The organism is Caballeronia sp. NCF2, from assembly GCF_023631205.1.
Classification (GTDB): Bacteria; Pseudomonadota; Gammaproteobacteria; order Burkholderiales; family Burkholderiaceae; genus Caballeronia; species Caballeronia zhejiangensis.
This window is the reverse complement of sequence record NZ_JALQDN010000057.1, coordinates 71,038-87,957: the sequence shown is the minus strand read 5'-3', so window position 1 is coordinate 87,957 and position 16,920 is coordinate 71,038. Positions and strand designations below refer to the sequence as shown.

Here is a 16,920-nt window from a genome sequence, read left to right as displayed (position 1 = left end):
GGCGGCAGCGCGTAGCGCTGTGCCGAAGCTCTTTCGTGCTGAACCAGTGTCCTCAGCGTTTTCGGGCGGCGGACCGTGCGCGATCCAAGCCCGATTAGGTGTTTGAGGGCACTCTTTAGGCGAGTGCCGCCTGTGACGAGAGGACTACCCAAATTGCGTGTGACCGCGGGCCTGAAAAGCTGCTTTCTTTGCTTACTTTCTTTGCAGCAGCAAAGAAAGTGAGTGCCGCCCCGCACAGGGGCAACGCTAATAGACCGCCACGAAAACGGGATCCGGCGAAAAGAAACGAAACGCCAAACCCAGCTTTGCAGCGGCAAAGAAAGTAGGCGCCGCCCCGCACGGGGGCCGTGCCAATAGACCGACGCGATCACGGGATCCGGCAACAACAAGAAAACCGAAGGCCCCCAACCCGCCGGGGGCAAAAACAAAGGCTCAAGCCGCCTTCAACAACCCATGCGGATCGATAACAAACTTCCTCGGCGCTCCGCCATCAAACTTCCGATACCCATCCGGCGCTTCATCGAGCGAAACCACCGTCACATTGACGATATCGGCAATCGGCAACCGATCCCACAAAATCGCCTGCATCAGATTGCGGTTGTACTTCATGACCGGCGTCTGCCCCGTATGGAACGAATGCGACTTCGCCCAGCCCAGCCCGAAGCGAATGCTCAAACTCCCCTTCCTCGCCGCAGCATCGACCGCACCGGGATCGTCAGTCACGTAAAGACCCGGAATCCCGATCGCGCCCGCCGCCTTCGTAATCTCCATCAGCGAATTGAGCACCGTCGCGGGCGCTTCGTGACCGGCATCGCTGCCGTGACCGTGCGCTTCGAAACCCACGCAATCGACCGCGCAATCCACTTCCGGCTTGCCGAGAATCTGCTCGATCTGCTCGCCGAGCGTCGCATCCTTCGACAGGTTGATCGTCTCGAAGCCCATCGCGCGCGCATGAGCAAGACGCTCCTCGTTCATGTCGCCGACGATCGTGCAAGCCGCGCCCAGCAAGCGCGCCGACGCAGCCGCCGCCATCCCGACCGGCCCCGCGCCCGCGATATACACCGTCGAGCCCGGCCCCACGCCCGCCATCACCGCGCCGTGGTAACCCGTCGGAAGAATGTCGGAGAGGCAAGTCAGATCGCGGATCTTGGACATCGCCTGCGCTTTGTCGGGAAACTTCAGCAGATTGAAGTCCGCGTACGGCACCATCACGTATTCCGCCTGACCGCCGATCCAGCCGCCCATGTCGACATAGCCATACGCGCCGCCCGCACGCGACGGATTCACGTTCAGGCACACGCCCGTATGCTGCGCCTTGCACGTCGGACAACGGCCGCACGCGACGTTGAATGGCACCGAAACCAGATCGCCGATGGCAAGCGTCTCGACATCGCGCCCCACTTCGATCACTTCGCCCGTAATCTCATGGCCGAGCACGAGGCCGACTTCCGCTGTCGTGCGGCCGCGCACCATGTGCTGATCCGAGCCGCAAATGTTCGTGCTGACGACCCTCAGAATGACGCCGTGGCCGATGTCCCGCCCGCGTGGATCGACCATCTTCGGATAGTCGATGGATTGCACTTCGACCTTGCCCTGCCCCAGATACACGACGCCGCGATTGCTGCTCATTGATCGTCTCCTTGTTTCGTGGACGGCATGCGCGAACCATCCGACCGATGACCGCGCCCGTGCAACGAGGGTAGCGCTCTCGCGACGCCGCGACTCGCACTCAATGCGACGCACGTTTGACTGAAACCGACATCGCGCGCAGAAATCCTTTCCACCCGGTTTTTATTGATTGACCGTTCAAAATAAAAAAAATAGTATCGGCGCACATCGTCAGTCACGAAAAGACCATGCCCAAGCTCGGAATGCGCGATATCCGCCGCGCGCAACTCATCGACGCCACGTTGCATACCATCGACCAATCGGGACTTTCCGGCGCGACGCTCGCTTCGGTCGCGCAGCGCGCGAGCACGTCGACGGGCATCGTCAGCCATTACTTCGGCGACAAGGATGGTCTGCTCGAAGCCACGATGCGCCATGTGCTGCGCTCGCTATGGCAAGGCACGTCGCGCCGCCGCAAAGCCGCGAAGCCCGATCCGCGATCGAAACTGCGCGCGGTCGTCGCGGCGAATTTCGATGTCGAACAGGTGAACGGGCCCGTCATGAAAACCTGGCTCGCGTTCTGGTCGGAAAGCATGCACAAGCCGGAATTGCGCCGGCTGCAGCGCGTGAACACGCGGCGTCTGCATTCGAACCTGTGCGCGGATTTCGCGCGTGCCTTGACGAAGCCCGCCGCGCGCCGCGCCGCAAGCGGCCTCGCCGCGCTGATCGACGGCCTGTGGCTGCGCGGCGCGCTGGCCGGCGAGCCGTTCGACACGAAGGGCGCGCTGCGGCTCGCTTACGAATACATCGACCTCGTGCTGGAAGCGCACGGCTGATTAATCACATTCAAGGAAAGGAGCGCGACATGTCCGCATTCGGAGAGCAACGGCTTTATATCGGCGGCGAATACGTCGATGCGACAAGCGGCGAAACCTTCGACACGCTCGATCCCGCGACCGGCGAAACGCTCGCGCGCGTGCAGCGGGCGTCGCAGGCGGATATCGATCGCGCGGTGAAATCGGCGCGCGAAGGCCAGCGCGAATGGGCCGCGATGACCGCGATGCAGCGCTCGCGCATCCTGCGCCGCGCGGTCGATCTGCTGCGCGCGCGCAACGACGAACTCGCCGCGATCGAAACACGCGATACCGGCAAGCCGATCGCGGAGACGCGCGCCGTCGATATCGTCACGGGCGCGGATGTCATCGAGTATTACGCGGGGCTCGCGACGGCCATCGAAGGCGAGCAGATTCCGCTGCGCGAATCGTCGTTCGTTTATACGCGGCGCGAACCGATCGGCGTGTGCGCGGGCATCGGCGCGTGGAATTATCCGATTCAGATCGCGTGCTGGAAATCCGCGCCCGCGCTCGCGGCGGGCAACGCGATGATCTTCAAGCCGAGCGAAATCACGCCGCTGACTGCGTCGAAGCTCGCGGAAATCTATACGGAAGCGGGCGTGCCCGCGGGCGTCTTCAATGTCGTGCATGGCGACGGACGCGTAGGCGCGATGCTCGCGGAACATGCGGGCATCGAGAAGATATCGTTCACGGGCGGCGTCGAAACCGGCAAAAAAGTGATGGCGCGCGCGGGCGGATCGACGCTCAAGGAAGTGACGATGGAACTCGGCGGCAAGTCGCCGCTCATCGTATTCGACGACGCCAACCTCGAACGCGCCGCCGATATCGCAATGAGCGCGAACTTCTTCAGTTCCGGACAGGTATGCACGAACGGCACGCGCGTGTTCGTCGAACGCGGTGTCATCGGCAAGTTCGAAGCGCTCGTGATGGAGCGCGTGAAGCGCATTCGCATCGGCGCGCCCGATGATCCGCGGACGAATTTCGGGCCGCTCGCGAGCGCCGCGCAGTTGCAGAAGGTGCTGACGTATATCGAGAGCGGCAAGCGCGAAGGCGCGCGGCTCGTCGCGGGCGGTGGGCGCATGACCGACGGCGCATTCGCGCGCGGCCAGTACGTCGAGCCGACCGTGTTCGCCGATTGCCGCGACGACATGCGCATCGTGCGCGAAGAAATTTTCGGGCCTGTGATGAGCATCCTCGCGTTCGATGATGAAGACGAAGTCATCGCGCGCGCCAACGATACCGACTACGGCCTCGCGGCGGGCGTCGTGACGGAGAACCTGTCGCGCGCGCATCGCGTGATTCATCGGCTCGAAGCGGGCATCTGCTGGATCAATACGTGGGGAGAGTCGCCGGCGGAAATGCCCGTAGGCGGATACAAGCAATCGGGCGTCGGGCGCGAAAACGGCATCGTCACGCTGAGCGCCTTTACGCGCATAAAGTCCGTGCAGGTCGAGCTCGGTCCCTATCAGCCTGTGTTTTAAGGAGCATGTGCGATGAGCGCGAACGAATACGATTACATCATCGTCGGTGCGGGATCGGCGGGCAACGTGCTCGCGTCGCGTCTCACGGAAGACGAAGACGTGACGGTGCTGCTGCTCGAAGCGGGCGGGCCGGATTATCGCTTCGACTTTCGCACGCAGATGCCTGCGGCGCTGGCTTATCCGCTGCAAGGGCGGCGATACAACTGGGCCTATGAAACCGAGCCCGAGCCGCATATGAACAACCGTCGGATGGAGTGCGGGCGCGGCAAGGGGCTGGGCGGATCGTCGCTGATCAACGGCATGTGTTATATCCGCGGCAATGCGCTCGATTACGACAACTGGGCGTCGATGCCCGGTCTCGAGAACTGGAGTTATCTCGACTGTCTGCCGTATTTCCGCAAAGCGGAGACGCGCGATATCGGACCGAATGCGTATCACGGCGGCGATGGTCCCGTGCATGTGACGACGAGCAAGCCCGGCAACAATCCGCTTTTCGCCGCGATGGTCGAGGCAGGCGTGCAGGCGGGTTATCCGCGTACCGAGGATCTCAACGGTTATCAGCAGGAAGGCTTCGGTCCGATGGATCGCACCGTGACCGCGAAGGGACGTCGTGCGAGCACGGCGCGCGGGTATCTGGATCGCGCGAAGCATCGTGCCGGGTTGACCATCGTGACGCATGCGATCACGGATCGCGTGTTGTTCTCGGGTAAGCGTGCTATTGGCGTTGCTTATCTGCATGGCGGGCAGCGCGTGACGGCGCATGTGCGGCGCGAAGTGCTCGTGTGCAGCGGTGCGATTGCATCGCCTCAGTTGTTGCAGCGCTCGGGCGTCGGACGGTCTGACTGGCTGAAGGAGTTGGAGATTCCTGTCGTGCATGATCTGCCGGGCGTCGGTGAGAACTTGCAGGATCATCTCGAGATGTACATGCAGTACGAATGCAAGGAGCCGGTGTCCTTATATCCGGCGCTGCAGTGGTGGAATCAGCCGGCGATCGGGCTCGAATGGATGCTGAACGGGACGGGCATCGGCGCGAGCAATCAGTTCGAAGCGGGCGGCTTCATCCGCACGCGCGACGAGGATCTTTGGCCGAACATCCAGTACCACTTTCTTCCGGTCGCGATCAATTACAACGGCTCGAATCCGATAAAGATGCATGGGTTCCAGGCGCATGTCGGATCGATGCGCTCGCCGAGTCGGGGGCGCGTGAAGCTCAAGTCGCGCGATCCGAACGCGCATCCGAGCATTCTTTTCAACTACATGGCCGATCCGCTCGACTGGCGTGAGTTTCGCGATGCCATTCGGATTACGCGCGAGATCATGCGGCAGCCCGCGCTCGCGCGATATCGCGGGCGGGAGTTGCATCCGTCGGATGATCTGCAAAGCGATGCGGAACTCGATGCGTTCGTGAGGGCGAAGGCGGAGACGGCTTTTCACCCTTCGTGCTCGTGCAAGATGGGTTATGACGATATGGCTGTCGTCGACGGCGAAGGACGCGTGCATGGGATGGAAGGATTGCGCGTCGTGGATGCGTCGATCATGCCGCAGATCACGACCGGGAATCTCAATGCGCCGACGATCATGTTGGCGGAGAAGATTGCGGATCGGATTAGAGGCGTTGCTGCGTTGGGGCGGGCGGAGACGGCTTATTTTGTGGCGCGGGGGAAACGGGCGCGGGAGGTGGTGGGGGCGAAGGGGGGGTTGGTGGGGGTTTGAGGGGGGAGCTCCCCTTGGGCTGAGGGGGCTAACGGGGGTTGTAGGTGTGTGGACACAAATCGGGTCTATCTCCGCGCATGCGGAGGAACCACTGCGGCACCCATGCCGCCATGTGGCACGCCAAGGTCTATCTCCGCGCACGGCTCGATCGTCGCATTCCTCCGCCCCCGCGGAGCTTCAACTCCCCCCAAACCTCCCCCTAGCCGCCTCCACCACCCTAACCACCGCCTCCGCGCTCAACCGCGCCGCCACGACCCTCACATACTCATGATGCCTGGCCTCTAACGGCGCATCGAGATACTGCGCATGCAGATACCGAATCAACGCAATCCGCCGATGCTTCAGCGCGATACTTCGATCCAGCAGCTTAAGCGCCGCATCCGCATCATGCTTCTTGCATGCACGTTCGGAGAGCTGCGCAGCCGAATCACGCGACGCGTTCATCGCCGGACTACAGCCGCATCCCACGCATCGACGCGCAACCGCCAAGCATCGAAATCCGCCCGACGCCAGTCGAGTTCAAGCCCAAGCCGCTTCGTGCCCTCACGAATCTTCGGCTTGTGCAGCACCAAAGTAAGCGCATCCAGCGCCGGCCACTCTTCGAACGACAACGCGGCGATCTCCACCGCGAGCGTCTCCAGCAAGCGCGTATGCGCCTTCCCTTCAAGAAACGCGCTCACCCGATTGCACCACGCCTCGTAATCAATGAGACCATCGTCCGATTCATGCGGCATGCCGCGATAACGCAGGCTCGCATCGATGCACACGGGCTGCGGCCCTTCATGCTCATGCTCATACAAGCCGACGCGCGTCTCCACGATCAACTCATCGACGATCACGCGCCAGCCCAGGCCACCCGCGGCAAGCGGTTCGAACGGCTTCATGAGAGCAACGGCGCGGCGGCGTCGAGCATCATCTTCACGAAGTAATCGGCGAAGCTGCGGCGCACGATTATCTCGAAGCGATCGCCGCCCAGCGGCACGAGCGTAAGCGATGCCTTGAAGTAATGGCTCTGCGCGCATTGTCCTTCGCCGAAAACCTTCGGATGCAGATCGAGCGGACAACCGCGCGAAAGCACCTCACGCGTCTTCGGTCCGTCGATTTCGAGCACCGTATAACCGCTGCCGATATCCACCGCCGCCGAGAACTGTCCGACGAACGCGTCGCGCAGTTTCGCTTCGAGCGGCGCGGGACGCGATGCATCGTGCGCCGTATCCGAATGCACGAGCCATTCATCGGGACCGAGCCACAGCATCGTATAACCGTTGCCGCGCGCAATAGTGTTCGCCTTCTCGGGCGGCGTGCAGCCGATCACGCTCTGCACCGCCTTCGCGAACGCCGGATCGCGCGTATCGCCACGCACGTTCACGAGTTCGAGGAACGGCCGCTCGGCCAGACGAAACGCTTTCGGCGAGCCCGACTGATGCGTCTTCATCAATGCATCCGCGCCGACGAGCGGAGACTCCTGCCACACACCCTGTCCGCTGATTGCGCGATCGACGACCGTCGAGGAACCTTTGATCTCATTCAACATGCTGACGTGCTCCTTCGCTGTCGTAGAACACCGAACTGGTGATTTTTGCGTTGACCCGCTTGCCGTTCGCGAGCGGAATCATGACCGATTCGCCGATCTTCTCCAGACCGCCCTTCACGACGGCCAACGCAATCGAGCGCTTCAAAATAGGGCTGTAATAGCTCGACGTGACGTGTCCGAGCATCGGCGCGGTATCGCCCTGAAACGGTCCCGCGACGATCTGCGCGCCTTCCGGCAGCACGAACGAAGGATCGTCGGTGAGCAGGCCGACGAACTGCTTTCGCCCTTGTTTTGCAGTGTCCGAACGCGTGAGCGAGCGCTTGCCGATGAAGTCCTTCGACTTCGCGACAAGCCCGCCCATGCCGAGGTCGTAAGGCGTCATCGAGCCGTCCGTATCCTGTCCGACGATGATGTAGCCCTTCTCCGCGCGCAGCACGTGCATCGTTTCCGTGCCGTACGGCGTAATGTCGAATTCAGCGCCCGCGAGCATCAGCGCTTCCCACACCGCGCGTCCGACATTCGCGGGCACGTTCACTTCATACGCGAGCTCGCCCGAGAAACTGATCCGCATCACGCGCGCCGATGCGCCCGCCACCGTGCCATCGCGATAGCTCATGAACGGGAACGCCGCGTTCGCGAAGTCGATGTCGTGACACACTTTCTGCAGCACCTTGCGGCTGTTCGGTCCGACGACCGCGAACGTCGCCCAGTGATCCGTCACCGATGCGAGACGCACGCGCATGTCGGGCCATTCGGTCTGCAGCCAGCGTTCGAGCCACGTCAGCACGCGCGCCGCGCCGCCGGTGGTCGTCGTCATCATGTAATGCTGTTCGCCGAGACGCACCGTGACGCCATCGTCGAAGATCATGCCGTTCTCGTCGAGCATCAGCCCGTAACGGCACTTGCCGACTTCGAGCTTGCTCCACGGATTCGTGTACATCCAGTTCAGGAGCTTCGCCGAATCGGGGCCTTGAATGTCGATCTTGCCGAGCGTCGATGCATCGAGAATGCCGACGCTCTGACGCACCGCGAGCGACTCGCGCGCGACCGCCGCGTGCATGTCCTCGCCCGCCTTCGGGTAGTACCAGGGACGCTTCCAGTTGCCCACATCCTCGAACATCGCGCCGTTCTCGACGTGCCATTCGTGGATCGCGGTCTTGCGCACCGGATCGAGAAACTCGCCCAGCTCGCGGCCCGCGAACGTGCCGAAAGTGACAGGGGTGTAATTCGGGCGGAACGTCGTCGTGCCGGTCTCGGGAATCGTCTTGCCCAAGGCTTGCGCGAGAATCGCCATGCCGTTGATGTTGCCGAGCTTGCCCTGATCGGTGCCGAAGCCCATCGCCGTATAACGCTTGACGTGCTCGACCGATTCGAAGCCTTCGCGCGCCGCAAGATAGATGTCGGCCGCCGACACGTCGTTCTGGAAGTCGACGAATTGCTTCGGACCGCGCGTCGACAATTCCTTGTTGCCGACGATCCACAGCGGCAACATCGGCGCTTCGACGATTTCAGCGACTTGCACGGCAGCCGGCTTCACGACGATATGACCCGCCGCGCGCGCCGCTTCCGCGCCCGCATCCGCGCCGAGGCGAATGCCGCGCGACAGCGAGAACTCGCCCGCGCATGCGCCGACGCTGCTCTCCAGTTGCATCGCCTTGCCCGGCACGAAGCACGCTTTCTCTTCGTGCCAGTGCGCCTTGCCGCCCGATTGCGCGAAGAGATGCAGCACGGGGCTCCAGCCCCCCGACATGGCGACGAGATCGCATGGCAGGTCTGTCTGCTTCTGACCGACCTGGCCTTTGTCGTACGAAGCCACTTCGACCGATGCAACCCGCAGCTTGCCGCGCGCAGCCGTGATGACCGCGTTGTTCAGCACGCGCACGCCGTAGCGTCGCGCGGCCGCGGGCAACGTGCCCTTCGATTCGGCCGGACGCGGATCGACGACGGTCACATCCGCGCCTGCCGCCTTCAGATCGAGCGCGCATTGATACGCGTCGTCGTTGTTGGTGAACACAACGGCGTTGCGGCCCGGCATCACCGCATAGCGATGCAGATACGTCGACACCGCCGACGCCAGCATGATGCCCGGCAGATCGTTGTTGCCGAAAACGATCGGGCGCTCGTGCGCGCCGGTCGCGAGCACGACGCGTTTCGCGCGCACTTTCCGCATCAGTTCGCGCGTGCCGCTGCGGCGCGATACCGGCAGATGTTCCGTCAGACGCTGCGTGACCGTGACGAGGTTGTGATCCTGATAACCGAACGCCGTGCTGCGCGAAAGAACCTTCACATCGGGCATCTTGCGCAGTTCGCCTTCGATTTTCTGCACCCATTGCAGCGCGGGCTTGCCGTCGATCTCCGCGCGGCACGACAGAAGCGATCCGCCGAGTTCGCGCTGATCGTCGACGAGAATCACGCGCGCGCCCGACAAACCCGCCGCATGCGCCGCCGCGAGACCCGAAGGTCCGCCGCCGATCACGAGCACGTCGCAATGCGCGAAGCACTTGTCGTAGCGATCGGCGTCGAGTTGCTTCGGCGCTTCGCCGAGACCCGCTGCATCGCGAATCACTTCCTCGTATTTCGGCCACAACTTGCGCGGCCACATGAACGTCTTGTAGTAGAAGCCTGCGGGAATGAAGCGCGCGATCTTCTGATTGACCGCCATGCGATCGTTTTCGATGTTCGGCTTCGCGTTCACGCTCTGCGCGACGAGCCCTTGATACAGCTCGACTTCGGTAGCGCGCGCATTCGGGACGGTGTACGCGCCGGTTTCGAGTTGCACGATTGCGTTCGGCTCTTCGACGCCCGCCGTGATGATCCCGCGCGGACGGTGATACTTCCAGCTGCGCGCGACGAAGCGCTCGCCGTTCGCGAGCAACGCGGACGCGAGCGTATCGCCTTCGAAGCCCTGATACGTCTTGCCGTTGAACGTGAAGGTGACGGGAATCGCACGATTGATGCGCCCGCCCATGCCGAGTCGGTCTTTCTGGCTCATTTCGACGTGCCTCCGTTGTCATGCATCACAGCCAGCGGACGGTCGAACGTCTCGTAGCCTTGAATTTCATATGAAACCGTATCGCGCTGCACCTTGAACCAGCGGCGGCAGCCTTGCGCATGATTCCATTGCTCGCGATGCACGCCGCGCGGATTCTTGCGCATGAAGAGGTAGTCGCCCCACTCGCGGTCGGAGAGCTTTTCGGTGTCGAGCGGGCGCGCGATATCCGCTTCGCCGCCGCAGGAAAATTCGGTTTCGGCGCGCGGCCCGCACCAGGGGCATTCGATCAGCAACATGTTTTTCGCTCCTAATGCGATTAGTGGGCCACGGCAGCCGCGCCGTGTTCGTCGATCAGATGACCGGTATAGAAACGATCCAGCGAGAACGGCGCGTTCAGCGGATGCGGCTCGTCCTTCGCGATCGTGTGCGCGTAGGCCCAGCCCGAACCCGGCGTCGCCTTGAAGCCGCCCGTGCCCCATCCGCAGTTGAAGTACAGACCCTTCACGTCGGTCTTGGAGATGATCGGGCACGCATCCGGCGATACGTCGACGATGCCGCCCCACTGACGATTCATCCGCACGCGCGAGAACACGGGGAACATCTCGACGATCGCTTCCAGCGTGCCTTCGATGATGTGAAAGCTGCCGCGCTGACCGAAGCCCGTGTATTGATCGACGCCCGCGCCGATCACGAGATCGCCCTTGTCGGACTGGCTGATGTACGCATGCACCGCGTTCGACATCACGACCGTGTTCACGACCGGCTTGATCGGCTCCGACACGAGCGCCTGCAACGGATGGCTTTCGAGCGGCAGGCGCACGCCGGCCATGTCGGCGAGCGTCGTCGTGTTGCCCGCCGTGACGACCGCGACCTTCTTCGCCTTGATGAAGCCCTTCGTCGTATCGACGCCCGTCACCTGACTGCCGTCGCGGCGAATGCCCACGACCTGGCAGTTCTGGATGATGTCGACGCCCGCGCGATCCGCGCCGCGCGCGAAGCCCCACGCGACCGCATCGTGACGCGCGACGCCGCCGCGACGCTGAATCGACGCGCCCAGCACCGGATAGCGGCTGTTGAGATTGATCGTCGGCTCGATTTCCTTGATCTGCTGCGGCGTGAGGAACTCGGCATCGACGCCGTTGAGACGGTTCGCGTTCACGCGGCGCTCGGTATCGCGCACGTCCTGCAGCGTATGCGCGAGATTCATCACCCCGCGCTGCGAGAACATCACGTTGTAGTTGAGGTCTTGCGAGAGGCCCTCCCACAGCTTCATCGCTTTTTCGTACAACGCCGCCGATTCATCCCACAGATAGTTCGAGCGCACGATGGTCGTGTTGCGCGCGGTATTGCCGCCGCCGATCCAGCCCTTCTCGAGAATCGCGACGTTCGTGATGCCGTGCTCCTTCGCGAGGTAATACGCGGTCGCGAGACCATGACCGCCACCGCCGACGATCACCACGTCGTACTCGCGCTTCGGCTCGGGACTTCGCCACTGGCGCTCCCAGTTCTCGTGATACGACATGCCGTTGCGTAAGAGGCTGAAGATGGAATAGCGGCTCATGGTGTTTCTCTTCCTTCGTGGGGTCCTGAATTCAGCATTCGATGACGTTCACGGCGAGGCCACCGCGCGACGTCTCCTTGTATTTCGTCTTCATGTCCGCGCCGGTTTCGCGCATCGTCTTGATGACCGAATCGAGCGACACGTAATGCTTGCCGTCGCCCTTCATCGCCATGCGCGCGGCGTTGATCGCCTTGATCGCGCCCATCGCATTGCGCTCGATGCACGGAATCTGCACGAGGCCGCCAACGGGGTCGCACGTCATGCCGAGGTTGTGTTCCATGCCGATTTCCGCGGCGTTTTCGACTTGCGCGGGCGTGCCGCCCATGACGGCGGCGAGCGCGGCGGCGGCCATCGAACAGGCGACGCCGACTTCGCCCTGGCAACCCACTTCCGCGCCCGAGATCGACGCCGTTTCCTTGTAGATGATGCCGATGGCCGCGGCTGTCAGAAGGAAGCGCACGATGCCGTCATCGTTCGAGCCGTGCATGAACTTCACGTAGTAATGCAGCACGGCGGGAATCACGCCGGCCGCGCCATTGGTCGGCGCGGTGACGACGCGGCCGCCCGCCGCGTTCTCTTCGTTGACGGCCATCGCATAGAGATTGACCCAGTCGAGCATCGACAGCGGGTCGCGCAGCGACTCTTCCGAGCGCGACCGCAGCGACGCGGACAGATCGGCGGCGCGGCGCTTGACTTGCATCGGACCGGGCAGCTCGCCGCGCTCCTTGCAGCCGCGCTCCACGCACGCGGCCATCACGCGCCACACCGCGAGCATGCCTTCGCGGACTTCGGATTCGCTGCGATTCGCGCATTCGTTTTGCATGGTCACGTCGGCGATAGACAGACCTGTCTCCCGACAGACGCGCATGAGATCGTCGCCGGTGCGAAACGGGTACGGCACCGTATTGGCCGCGCGCAAGCCGTTCACGCGATCGCCTTCGCGATTCACGACGAAGCCGCCGCCGACCGAGTAATACTCCTTCTCGACGAGAAGCTGGCCGTTCTCGTCGAACGCCTGAAAGCGCATGCCGTTCGGATGCACGATGCTCGATCCCGGCGCGCCCGGCATCAGCTTGCGATAGAAGCCGATATGCTCGCGCTCCTCGAACATCACATCGTGCTTGCCGAGCAGCTTCAGGCGCTTCGTCGCGCGGATTTCCGCGAGACGCGGCGCGATGACGTCCGGATCGATGAGATCGGGCAGATTCCCTTCGAGGCCGAGCAACACGGCCTTGTCGGTGCCGTGGCCTTTGCCGGTCGCGCCGAGCGAGCCGAACAGCTCGGCGCGCACGCGCGTGACGAAGGCGAGCAGATTGGCGTCTTCGATATGCGACGCGAAGCGGCACGCCGCGATCATCGGCCCGACGGTATGCGAACTCGACGGTCCGATGCCGATCTTGAACAGATCGAAGACGCTGACGTTCATTGGCGTGTCCCTTGGGTTGGCGAGATGTTCCGGTATGGCGCTCATTGCACCAAACCCAGAAAAGACCCGATAGAACAAAAACGCCATCGAAATGGGATCGCGGCGTCAGCGCCGTTTTTCGCGCGTGGACGACGTCGGTTTTCCGATGATTTCAGGCCCGGCGACGCAAGCGCGACGGCGCGTAACAGAGCATTTCGCGCCCGGCGCGTTTTTGCGCATCTTCGTTGCACATCCAGCATTTTTGAGACTGGTCCGAAGCGTCGCGCCGACAGGCATCGGTATATTCCCTAGGTCTTGAGGTGAGCCACGCCTATAGGTTTCGGATCACTCGTCCTTTCCGCCTTTTCTTGCTTATCCGGTTCGCATTGATGGAAACTCACGCCTTACCCGACCAGTTCTTCAAATCCTGGATTCTCGCTTTCCTTATCAGCGTGGCTGTCGTCGGCACGCTTCAGGCAGTCGATCTGCTCGCCGTCGATCGCGTGCTCACGCGTCAGGTGCCCGTCTGGATCGCGCTGATGCTGCTCTGCTCGATCGATCCCGCCCTGCGCTACTTCGGCGTGTTGAAGGCCGAAGTCGAACAGCGTTGGGCCGATTACACGATCGCGAGCGTGCTCGGCCGCGCGGCGGGCGCGCTCATCGGCGGCGCTTTCGCCTGGGGCTTCGCGGTGCTCGGCGGCTGAAGCGCACCGCTTCGATTCATGGTTATTTGCGCGGCCGGCGTCACACGACGCCGGCCGCGTTCCATTTCTGACGCACGCCCGATGCTCGCGGCCGAGTGATATGCTCGCTGGATAACGTCCAGCCGCATGTCTCCCGCATGAACGCCGCAGAATCTCTTCCGCCGTCGTCTGTCGACGGTCAATCGAAATCGCGCATCCGCTTCGGCATCATCCTGCTGCCGAATTTCACGCTGACCGCGTTCTCCGGTTTCGTCGATCTGCTGCGCCTTTCCGCCGATGAAGGCGATTTCAGCCGACCGGTGCGCTGCTCGTGGAGCGTGATCGGCGAGACGCTCGCGCCCGTTCGCGCGAGTTGCGGCATACAGATCACGCCGTGGGAAACCTACGATCAGGCCGAGCCTTTCGATTACGTCGTCGTGGTCGGCGGCCTGCTGCATTCCGGCCCCGCGACGAGCGATGCGACGCTGCAGTTCATCCGCCGCGCGGCTGCCTCAAATGCAACGCTCGTCGGCATGTGCACCGGCGTGTTCTCGCTGATGCGCGCGGGCGTGCTCGAAGGCCATCGCATCTGCGTGAGCTGGTTTCATTATTGGGACTTCGTCGAGCGATTCCCGCACGCGGATGAGCAATCGCTCGTCGCGGACCGGCTCTTTGTCATCGACAGAAGGCGCATTACGTGTTCGGGCGGGCGCGCATCGATCGATGTCGCCGCCGCCATTCTGCTGCGTCACTTCGAAACGGCGACGGTGCAAAAGGCGCTGCGCATCCTGCTCGTCGATGACATGCAGAAGGGCAACGCGCCGCAGCCGCATCCGCCGGGTCTCGCGCCCGCGACGCATCCGAAAGTAAAACGTGCGATCCTGCTGATGGAGCAGCACGTCGGCCGTTCGCTTACGCTCGATGAACTCGCGCACAAGCTCGATCTTTCGACGCGGCAACTCGAACGGTTATTCAAGGCGGAGACGGGCAAGGCGCCGCAGGCGTATGCGAAGCAGGTGCGGCTGCGCACGGCGGCGTGGCTGCTGACGAGTTCGGACAAGACCGTCGCCGATATCGCATCGAGTTGCGGCTTTTCCGACGCATCGCATCTGGGCCGCGAATTCCGCAAGCAATTCGGCCTGCCGCCGATGATGTATCGCGAGCAGGGCGGCGCGCCGGATGCGCCGGATGCAAATCACGCAATGGACTACGACGAAACTTTCCCGGGCCGCGCGCAGGCAATCTAGCAGGATCTGAATACGTTTTCCGCGGCTCATCAAACCAAGGAGGAACGGCATGGAGACTCACGGATACTCGCAGGAAGAATGGAAAGTGCGCTGCGATCTGGCGGCGCTGTATCGCGTGATCGGGCATTTTCGCTGGACCGACATGATCTTCACGCACATCAGCGCGCGCGTGCCGGGCACCGATCATCACTTTCTGATCAACCGTTATGGCGTGCTTTTCGACGAGATGCGCGCATCGGATCTCGTGAAGATCGATCATGAAGGGCGGCCGGTCGAAGCGGGCGCACGCGATGATCCCGCGCGATATCTCGTGAATCCGGCGGGCTTCACGATTCACTCCGCGATTCACATGGCACGGCCCGATGTGTTTTGCGTCGTGCATACGCATACGGCGGCGGGCGCGGCGGTATCGGCGCAAAAGCAGGGCTTATTGCCGATCAGTCAGCATGCGTTGAAGTATTACGGACATATCGCGTATCACGACTATGAAGGCATTGCGCTGGACCTCGCGGAGCGCGATCGCCTCGTCAACGATCTCGGCTCGCATAACGCGATGATCCTGAAGAATCACGGGTTATTGTCGTGCGGAAAGTCCATTCCGGAAGCGTTCCAGGAAATGTACTTTCTTGAACGCGCTTGCGAGATTCAGATTCGCGCGCTGGCGGGCAATGCGGAATTGAATCTGCCGTCGCAGAGGGTTTGCGAGTTGACTGCAGAGCAATATCGGCGCGATGAAGCCGATGGAATCATGGCGTTGCAGTGGCAAGCGGCGTTGAGAATGATCGAAGGCGCGAAGCCGGATTATCGGACCTGACGCGCCTTCGTTGAATCACTGCGTCAGTTTTCAGTTGCCGGCGACATACGCCTTCACTGCCGGCAACCCATCCTTCCCGTCGAACGTCTTTACGCCCGCAAGCCATTTATCGAGCACCGCCGGATTCGCCTTCAGCCATTCGCGCGCCGCCTTGTTCGCATTCGTCTTGTTCATGATCGGCAGCATCACGTGGTTCTCGATATCCGTCGTGAACTGCAGGTTGGACACGAGCTTCGCGACATTCGGACAGCGCGTGTCGTAATCCGTCGGCGTGACGGTCAGCACTTTTGCTTCGCCATAGTTCGGGCCGAAGACATCGTCGCCGCCCGCGAGATAGTCGATCTTCATCTGCACGTTCATCGGATGCGGCTCCCAGCCGAGGAACACGATCGGCTTCTTGTCGCGAATCGCGCGATTCACTTCCACGAGCATGCCCGCCTCGCTCGATTCCACGAGCTTGAACTTGCCGAGCCCGTACAGGTTGTTGTCGATCATCTTCTTGATGAGCGCATTGCCGTCGTTGCCCGGTTCGATGCCGTAGATCTTGCCGTCGAGCTTGTCGTAGTTCTTCGCGATGTCGTTGAAGTTCTTGATGCCCGCCTGATACGCATAATCCGGCACCGCGAGCGTGTACTTCGCGCCCGTCAAGTTCGGCGTCGGCAAGACCTTCACTTGATTCGCTTTCCTGAACGAATCGATCATCGGGTCCATCGTCGGCGACCAGTAACCGAGGAACACGTCGATCTGCTTGCTCTTCACGCCCGCGAACGTGATCGGCACGGACGCGATCGTCTTCGTCGGGTTGTAGCCCAAGCCCTGAAGAACGGTCGATGCAAGTCCGGTGGTCGCGGCGATATCCGTCCAGCCGACATCCGCAAAGCGCACGTTCCTGCACGCGGCAGGCTCGGCTGCATACGCTCCCGCCAAACCAGATAGCAAAGCTGCCGCGATCCACAATCGTTTCATCGATCTCTCTCCGAAGTTATTTTCAAGGCATGACGCGGCCCGCACGCGAGGCTTTCATACCA

At 62.4% G+C, this 16,920-nt stretch carries 15 protein-coding genes; 6 read left to right on the top strand and 9 right to left on the bottom strand.

The window, feature by feature from the left end; all coding sequences use genetic code 11:
- Positions 1-432: 432 nt before the first annotated feature.
- The gene (gene fdhA / locus NCS02_RS20645) at positions 433-1,629 is read right to left on the bottom strand and encodes a formaldehyde dehydrogenase, glutathione-independent (RefSeq protein ID WP_008354157.1); all 1,197 of its coding nucleotides are present in this window, start codon (positions 1,627-1,629) and stop codon (positions 433-435) included.
- A 227-nt stretch (positions 1,630-1,856) separates the two neighbouring features.
- Here fdhA and betI point away from each other — a divergent pair, with 227 nt between their 5' ends.
- Genes betI through betA form a run of 3 tightly spaced genes read left to right on the top strand, consistent with a single transcriptional unit; the run spans position 1,857 to position 5,656 of the window.
- The gene (betI, locus tag NCS02_RS20640; RefSeq protein WP_008354158.1) at positions 1,857-2,444 is read left to right on the top strand and encodes a transcriptional regulator BetI; all 588 of its coding nucleotides are present in this window, start codon (positions 1,857-1,859) and stop codon (positions 2,442-2,444) included.
- 29 nt (positions 2,445-2,473) lie between these two features.
- A complete protein-coding gene (gene betB / locus NCS02_RS20635) occupies positions 2,474-3,943 on the top strand; it encodes a betaine-aldehyde dehydrogenase (RefSeq protein ID WP_175982380.1) in 1,470 nt (489 codons plus the stop codon).
- A gap of 12 nt (positions 3,944-3,955) precedes the next feature.
- Entirely contained in the window at positions 3,956-5,656 is a 1,701-nt protein-coding gene (gene betA / locus NCS02_RS20630) for a choline dehydrogenase (protein ID WP_250440855.1), read from the top strand.
- 177 nt (positions 5,657-5,833) lie between these two features.
- On the opposite strand, the gene NCS02_RS20625 is transcribed toward betA, so the two are convergent.
- The 7 genes from NCS02_RS20625 to NCS02_RS20595 are packed head-to-tail and all read right to left on the bottom strand — an operon-like array spanning position 5,834 to position 13,169.
- Positions 5,834-6,100, bottom strand: a complete 267-nt coding sequence (locus tag NCS02_RS20625) for a hypothetical protein (protein WP_008354170.1) — start codon at positions 6,098-6,100, stop codon at positions 5,834-5,836.
- Positions 6,097-6,540 carry a dihydroneopterin aldolase gene (locus NCS02_RS20620; protein ID WP_250436316.1) on the bottom strand — a complete coding sequence of 148 codons (444 nt, stop codon included), beginning with the start codon at positions 6,538-6,540 and terminating at the stop codon, positions 6,097-6,099. The genes NCS02_RS20625 and NCS02_RS20620 overlap by 4 nt, the downstream gene beginning before the upstream one ends.
- Positions 6,537-7,190 (bottom strand): sarcosine oxidase subunit gamma, encoded by a 654-nt coding sequence (locus NCS02_RS20615; RefSeq protein ID WP_008354173.1) that lies wholly within the window; start codon positions 7,188-7,190, stop codon positions 6,537-6,539. The genes NCS02_RS20620 and NCS02_RS20615 overlap by 4 nt, the downstream gene beginning before the upstream one ends.
- Positions 7,180-10,182, bottom strand: a complete 3,003-nt coding sequence (locus NCS02_RS20610) for a sarcosine oxidase subunit alpha family protein (RefSeq protein ID WP_250503207.1) — start codon at positions 10,180-10,182, stop codon at positions 7,180-7,182. Before NCS02_RS20610 ends, NCS02_RS20615 begins: the two co-directional genes overlap by 11 nt.
- Positions 10,179-10,478 carry a sarcosine oxidase subunit delta gene (locus NCS02_RS20605; RefSeq protein ID WP_175982376.1) on the bottom strand — a complete coding sequence of 100 codons (300 nt, stop codon included), beginning with the start codon at positions 10,476-10,478 and terminating at the stop codon, positions 10,179-10,181. Before NCS02_RS20605 ends, NCS02_RS20610 begins: the two co-directional genes overlap by 4 nt.
- A gap of 20 nt (positions 10,479-10,498) precedes the next feature.
- Positions 10,499-11,743: a sarcosine oxidase subunit beta family protein gene (locus NCS02_RS20600; protein ID WP_008354176.1), complete on the bottom strand. Its 1,245-nt coding sequence runs from the start codon at positions 11,741-11,743 to the stop codon at positions 10,499-10,501.
- A gap of 31 nt (positions 11,744-11,774) precedes the next feature.
- Positions 11,775-13,169: an L-serine ammonia-lyase gene (locus NCS02_RS20595; protein WP_250440851.1), complete on the bottom strand. Its 1,395-nt coding sequence runs from the start codon at positions 13,167-13,169 to the stop codon at positions 11,775-11,777.
- Positions 13,170-13,537: 368 nt separating this feature from the next.
- Here NCS02_RS20595 and NCS02_RS20590 point away from each other — a divergent pair, with 368 nt between their 5' ends.
- The 3 genes from NCS02_RS20590 (at position 13,538) to NCS02_RS20580 (ending at position 15,892) form a co-directional block, all read left to right on the top strand.
- Positions 13,538-13,852 (top strand): hypothetical protein, encoded by a 315-nt coding sequence (locus NCS02_RS20590; protein WP_033535841.1) that lies wholly within the window; start codon positions 13,538-13,540, stop codon positions 13,850-13,852.
- 137 nt (positions 13,853-13,989) lie between these two features.
- Positions 13,990-15,078, top strand: coding sequence for a GlxA family transcriptional regulator (locus NCS02_RS20585; RefSeq protein WP_175982375.1), 1,089 nt, complete (start codon positions 13,990-13,992; stop codon positions 15,076-15,078).
- Between the two features lie 49 nt (positions 15,079-15,127).
- Positions 15,128-15,892 (top strand): class II aldolase/adducin family protein, encoded by a 765-nt coding sequence (locus tag NCS02_RS20580; protein WP_008354180.1) that lies wholly within the window; start codon positions 15,128-15,130, stop codon positions 15,890-15,892.
- 30 nt (positions 15,893-15,922) lie between these two features.
- Here the strand turns inward: NCS02_RS20580 and NCS02_RS20575 are convergent, their stop codons facing one another.
- On the bottom strand, positions 15,923-16,858 hold the full coding sequence (locus NCS02_RS20575) for a choline ABC transporter substrate-binding protein (protein ID WP_250503206.1): 936 nt from the start codon (positions 16,856-16,858) through the stop codon (positions 15,923-15,925).
- Positions 16,859-16,920 lie beyond the last annotated feature (62 nt).